The organism is Erythrobacter sp. HI0063 (assembly GCF_001635685.1).
Taxonomy (GTDB): Bacteria; Pseudomonadota; Alphaproteobacteria; order Sphingomonadales; family Sphingomonadaceae; genus Qipengyuania.
Genome location: NZ_LWFF01000321.1, coordinates 26175 through 32492, shown reverse-complemented (window position 1 = coordinate 32492; position 6318 = coordinate 26175). Strand labels below are relative to the sequence as shown.

Below are 6318 nucleotides of genomic sequence, written 5' to 3'. Positions count from 1 at the left end.
CACGCTGGCGACGAGATCGCTGCGCGCGCCCAGCCGTTCGGAAACCTCGGCGCGCTTGGCCGCCACGCGCTCGTGCCGCCCATGCCGCGCATGGCCGAGCCTCAAGCGCTCCTGCGATAGGTCGAACAACTCGCCCAGCAGCTGACCCTTCCAGCTGTTCCAGGTTCCCGGCCCCACGGCGCGGATGTCCACGGCGGTCAGGATGGCGAGATGGCGCAGCCGTTCCAGCCCCTGCACCGTGGCGACGAAATCCTCCACCGTCTTGGGATCGGTCAGGTCGCGCTTCTGCGCGGTGTGACTCATCAACAGGTGATGGAGCACCAGCCAGGCGACCAGCTCGGTCTCGTTTTCGTTGAGGCCGAACCGCGGGCACAATTCGCGCGCCACTTCCGCGCCCAGGATCGAATGGTCGCCCTTCCGACCCTTGGCGATATCGTGCAGCAACACCGCGACATAAGCGGCCCGGCGGCTGGCGACCTTGTGGATCAGCCGCGTGGCGCGCGGATGATCGTCCTTCAATTCGCCCTTCTCGATCCGCGACAGCAATCCGATCGCGCGGATGGTGTGTTCGTCCACCGTGTAATGGTGATACATGTTGAATTGCATCTGCGCGTTGACGCGGCCGAAGTCCGGCACGAAGCGGCCCATCACGCCAGCCTCGTTCATCCATCGCAGCACGCTTGCAGGATCGTTGCGACCCGCCAGCAAATCGAGGAACAGCGCGTTGGCGCGTGCGTCCTCGCGCACAGTGTGATCGATCAGCTTCGCATCGCGCGCGGCCTGTCGCATGGTGCGCGGGTGGACTTCCAGCTCCTCCTCCTCGGCCAGCTGGAACACTTCGATCAGGCGCACCGGATCCTTGCGGAACCATTCGTCGGACGGCGCGGCGATCTTGCCGCCATGGACGACATAGCCCTTCAATTCGCGCGGACGGCTGCGGAACCCGGCGAAAAAGCCGCGCTTGGCGCTCTTTTGGGCGAATTCTTCGTCCAGCTGGGCGAGGAACACGCCCGTCAGGCTGCCGACCCGCTTCGCCTGAAGGAAATAGAATTGCATGAACCGTTCGACCGAGCTTTTGCCCGGCCGATCGGCGAAATTCATCCGCTCGGCGATCTGCCGCTGGAAGTCGAAGGTCAGCCGATCCTCTGCCCGCCCGGTGATCTGGTGCAGATGACAGCGCACCGCCAGCAGGAATCGCTCCGCGCGGCGGAAGCCTTTGTATTCCGCCGTTGTCAGCAGCCCCACATCGATCAGTTCCTTCGCGCTCCTGACCTGGTGGGTGTATTTGCCGATCCAGTAGAGCGTCTGCAGATCGCGCAAGCCGCCCTTGCCGTCCTTGATATTGGGTTCGACGACATAGCGGCTGTCGCCCATCCGCTTATGGCGGGCGTTTCTTTCCGCAAGCTTCTCGACCACGAATTGCCGCTCGGTCCCGCGCGCGACCTCGCTCCAGAACCGGCGCGCCGCCTCGTCGTAGAGCACCTCGTCTCCCCAGACGTAGCGGGCCTCGAGCAGGCTGGTGCGGATCGTCAGGTCCTCGCGCGCCAGCCGGATCGCATCGTCCAGCGTGCGGCTGGAATGGCCGACCTTGAGGCCGAGATCCCACATCAGATAGAGCATCGCCTCGATCACCTGCTCGCACCAGGCGGTGTGGCGCTGGGGCGTCAGGAAGGCGATGTCGACATCAGAATGCGGCGCCATTTCGGCGCGGCCGTATCCGCCGACCGCCAGGATCGCGAGCCGTTCCGCGCTGCTGCGATTCGGCGCGGGGTAAAGATCGGCGGTCACGTGGTCGTAGAGCACGCGCACCAGTTGATCGGTCAGGAAGGCGTAGCCGCGCGTGCAGGCATGGCCCGCCGACGGGTTTTCCTCCAGCCGGCGCACAAGCTCCGCCCGCCCGAGATCGAGCGCTTCGCGCAGAGCCGCAACGATGGCCGGACGCGCCTTTTCGCCCTCTTTCGCGACCAGCGCGGCGATCCGTCCGGCGAGCTGCCGCCGGTCGATGATCGCGCGCTGATTCGGAACGGGGGAGCGATTCACGCCGCGGCGCTATCCTTCGCGTAGAGCGCCTTCACCGCCCGCTTGTCGACCTTCTGCGTGCCGAGGCGCGGCAGCTGTTCTTCGGCCTGCCACAGTTTCTCGGGGATCTTGAAGTGCGCGATATGCTCGGCGAGGTAGGATTTGAGATCGTCCGGGGACAGGCTTTCGCCCGGCTGGGTCAGATAGACTGCCGCGGGCACCTCGCCCATCCGCTCGTCCGGAAGGCCGAAGACGGAACATTCCGCCACCGCCGGATGCGCATAGATCGCGTCTTCCACTTCGATGCAGGCGATGTTCTCGCCCCCGCGGATGATGATGTCCTTCTTGCGGTCGACGATATAGAGATAGCCTTCCGGGTCGAGATAGCCGAGATCGCCGGTGCGGAAATAGGCATCGTCGGTATAGGCCGCCTTGGTGGCTTCCTCGTCCTTCCAATAGCCGAGGAAGTTCGCGGTCGAGCGGATCGAGATTTCGCCCACTTCGCCCTGAGGCAGGGCTTTGCCCGCATCGTCCAGAATCGCCATATCGACCAGCGGGCGCGAGGCCATGCCGGTGGAGCCGGGCTTGGCGAGGTAATTCTCGTTGAGATTGCCCGCGCCGATCGCATTCGTTTCGGTAAGCCCGTATCCCAGCAGCGGGAAACCGTTGGGGAACGATTCCTTGATCTTGTTCACGTGTTCGACCGGGCGCGGCGCGCCGCCGGCCGCGAAGCTCTTGCATTGCGACAGGTCGAACTGGTCGCGATCGGGATGCGTCGCCATCTCGTAGCTCATCAGCGGGACGCCGACGAAGTAGGTGACCTTTTCCTCGTCCAGAAGACGAAGCGCCTCGCCCGCATCCCATTTCGGCATCAGCACCAGCTTGCGCCCGATCGCGATCGACTGGAGAAAGACCGGAATTTCACCCGTGACATGGAACAGCGGCACGCTGACCAGCGCGCTCGGCTGCACGGTCGGCGCCTCGCCCCGCTCGGTCAGAAGCTGGAGGATCATCGCGGTCTGGCAGATATAGTTCATCGTGCCGGACACGACGCCGAGATGATCGGAGAAGGCGCCCTTGGGATTGCCCGTCGATCCCGACGTATAGAGGATGGTGGCAAGGTCGTCCGGCCCCAGCTCGCCGAGCATGCGCATGGCGGTGTCGCCATCGCCCGTGATCGGGGCAAGGCCCGCTTCGTCATGGTCGAACACCACGATACTGGCGCCGTGCTCGATCCCGTCGAGGCGGGCGGCACGCGGTGCATCGGCCAGGACCAGCGAACATTCGCACAGGTCGATTCCGTAGGCGAGCTCTTCGCCCGTCCACCAACCGTTCAACAGCGTGGCGCAGCCGCCCGCCATGATCGTGCCCATATAGGCGATCGCCCATTGGGCCGAATTGCGCGCCGCGATGCCGACCCTATCGCCTTTCTTGACGCCGTGCCGGGTCGCCAAACCATGCGCCACTTTGCCGGCGGCGGTGTAAACCTCGCCGAAGGTCAGACGCTGATCGCCGTCCACCAGGAACAGCGCCTCCTTGTTCTGATTGCAGAAATGGGCGAAATAATGCGCCAGGCTGGGCGGCGCGTTGACGAAGGCGGGCATGTCGACCCCGCGGCGTGTCACGGTCTTCAGGGCGAACATCTGTCCATCGGCGGTCACGGCATCGGTGACGCGGTTAATGTCGCGGTCGAGATCGGTCTGCATAAGGTGCGGCTATCCTCTCTTGAATTCTCCGAAGGCGTATCAGCCGGTGTGCGGGCTTTCGCGCATCGCCCGGCTGTGCCAAAAGCCGCCCCCGACGAGGTCGCAAGCGGCGGCTTTCGGACCACCTATAAGGGATAACCCTGTGCTGTCACTACTCGCGAATGCGGGCGCGGACCCGATCCAGTGGGCGGAGCTCGGCCTCACGCCCGGGATCGATCTCGGATTCTTCACGCTGCGCTGGTACAGCCTGGCGTATCTCGCCGGTATCCTCTTGGGATATTGGCATTTGTCGAAAATGGTGAAGAGCCCGGGCGCGCCGATGGCGCAGCGCCATGTGGACGATCTGTTTTTCTACTGCACGCTGGGGATCATCCTGGGCGGGCGGCTGGGCTATGCCGCGTTCTACCAGCCGGACCTGTTCGGCAGCCTCGCTTTGTTCAAATTGTGGACCGGGGGGATGAGCTTCCATGGCGGTGTCATCGGCGTGCTGATCGCGATCGCCTGGGTCGCCTGGCGCGGCGGGCTGAACTGGCTGCGCGTGTGCGATTATATCGCGGTCAACGTGCCGTTCGGGATGATGTTCGGCCGGCTCGCCAATTTCGTGAACGGCGAATTGTATGGCCGCCCCACCGATGTGAGCTGGGCGATGGTGTTCCCGTCCGATCCGCTCGGCCTCGCGCGGCACCCGAGCCAGCTCTATCAGGCGGGTTTGGAAGGCGCGTTGATGATCGCGATCCTGCTGCCGCTGTTCTGGTATACCCGCGCCCGCTATCGTCCGGGACTGCTGGTCGGCGTGTTCACGGTCGGCATTTCGATCGCGCGCTTCGTCAACGAATTCTTCCGCGAGCCCGATGCGCATCTGGCCTATGTCGTGGCGGAAACCGGTCTCAGCCGGGGGCAGTGGCTGACCATTCCGATGATCGCGATCGGCCTTGCCGTGATCGCTTACAGCCTGACGCGTACGCCCAAATCTCCCGCGCCGGGCGAAGCGAAAGCGGCGTAAGCGGCGGGCATAAAGGGTGAAGGCGAGCGAAGCCGAGAGCGACGATCTGGGTGCCCGCTTCCGGCGCCTGATCCGCGCCCATGGCCCCATGCCGGTGGCGCGCTTTATGGGCGAGAGCAATGCGCGCTATTATGCGAGCCGCGATCCCCTCGGCGCGCCCGATCCGGGCGGACATTCGGATGGCGCTCCGGATAGAGGGGGCGATTTCGTCACCGCGCCCGATATCAGCCAGATGTTCGGCGAAATAATCGCCCTGTGGTGCGCCGATCTCTGGACGCGTGCGGGCAGGCTGCAGGATGTCCTCTATGTCGAGCTTGGCCCGGGACGCGGCACGCTGGCGAGCGACGCGCTGCGAGTGATGGCGCGCCACGGAATCGCGCCGCGCGTGCATCTCGTGGAAGGCTCGCCCGTGCTGCGCGCCAAGCAGGCGGCGGCGGTGCCCGGCGCTCAGTTCCATGACGATCTCGCAAGCGTGCCCGAAGATGCGCCCATACTGCTCATCGCCAACGAATTTCTCGACGCGCTGCCGGTGCGCCAACTGGTCCGCACCGAAAGCGGCTGGCGCGAGCGAATGGTGGCGCTGGACGAGGATAACGCGTTCGTCTTCGCGGCGGGGCCGAACCCGATGGACGATGCCGTCCCGCAAGACCGGCGACAGGCGGAGATCGGCACCATACTCGAAACCAATCCCGGCGCGGCGGCGGTGATGGACGAGGTCGCACGGCGAACCGCGGGGCAGGGCGGCGCGGCGCTGTTCATCGATTACGGGTTTCTGGCCCCGCGTTACGGATCCACGCTTCAGGCCGTGAAGGGCCATCGCAAGGTCGATCCGCTGGAATTTCCCGGCAGCGCCGATCTCACCGCGCTGGTCGATTTCGCAACGCTTGCCGGGATCGCGCAGGCGGGCGGGGCCGAATGGCTGTCGGCGACGACACAAGGAAACTGGCTGCGCGCGCTGGGTATCGAAGCGCGGGCGCAGGCCCTGCAAGACAAGGGAGGCGGCGAGGCGGTCGCCCGCGATCTCCACCGTCTCGTTCACGCCGAGGAAATGGGCGAACTGTTCAAGGTGATGGCACTTGGCGGTGGGGGGTGGCCCGCAGGCGCAGGATTCGGGCCCGTCTAGAAACGATCCGCCATCTGGTTGGTTCGACCACCAAAGGAGATTTCGATGAAACACGCTGCACTCGCTCTTGCCGGAGCCGCCATGGCTCTGGCCGCTCCCGCTTCGGCAGCCGATCCGATCACCGGGCGCTGGATCACCGAGGATCGCGACGCCGTGATCACCATCGCGCCGTGCGGAGCCAATCTTTGTGGCAAAATCAGCAAATTTTTGGTCGCCCCGCCCCAGGGCGTGAATCAGCGCGACGTCAACAATCCCGACAAGTCGAAGCGCAGCCGCAAGCTGCTCGGCACGCCCGTGCTGACTTCGTTCAGCGAGGATGGCGATCTGTGGCGCGGACGTATTTACGATCCCAAGTCCGGTAAGGATTACCGATCGGTGATCCGGCGCACGTCCGCCTCCAAGCTTGAGGTTAAGGGGTGCCTCGGCCCGTTCTGCCAGACCCAGAACTGGACCCGCGCGAACTGAGC

Annotated in this window: 5 protein-coding genes; 3 read left to right on the top strand and 2 right to left on the bottom strand. The window is 64.9% G+C overall.

The genetic code is table 11. The features are described from left to right. Positions 1-2040: [protein-PII] uridylyltransferase (locus A3736_RS13110; protein WP_067683742.1), on the bottom strand; the 2040-nt coding region annotated here is incomplete at its 3' end. Further along, positions 2037-3725 carry a class I adenylate-forming enzyme family protein gene (locus tag A3736_RS13105; protein WP_067683740.1) on the bottom strand — a complete coding sequence of 563 codons (1689 nt, stop codon included), beginning with the start codon at positions 3723-3725 and terminating at the stop codon, positions 2037-2039. The genes A3736_RS13110 and A3736_RS13105, both read right to left, overlap by 4 nt. A 142-nt stretch (positions 3726-3867) precedes the next feature. Here A3736_RS13105 and lgt point away from each other — a divergent pair, with 142 nt between their 5' ends. From lgt to A3736_RS13090, 3 genes are read left to right on the top strand one after another with little or no spacing between them, the layout of a single operon-like run. Then, positions 3868-4728 (top strand): prolipoprotein diacylglyceryl transferase, encoded by an 861-nt coding sequence (gene lgt / locus A3736_RS13100; RefSeq protein ID WP_233999383.1) that lies wholly within the window; start codon positions 3868-3870, stop codon positions 4726-4728. A 16-nt stretch (positions 4729-4744) separates the two neighbouring features. Next, entirely contained in the window at positions 4745-5851 is a 1107-nt protein-coding gene (locus A3736_RS13095; protein ID WP_067683737.1) for a class I SAM-dependent methyltransferase, read from the top strand. Positions 5852-5896: 45 nt separating this feature from the next. Further along, positions 5897-6316 carry a DUF2147 domain-containing protein gene (locus A3736_RS13090; protein ID WP_067683734.1) on the top strand — a complete coding sequence of 140 codons (420 nt, stop codon included), beginning with the start codon at positions 5897-5899 and terminating at the stop codon, positions 6314-6316. Positions 6317-6318: the final 2 nt, after the last annotated feature.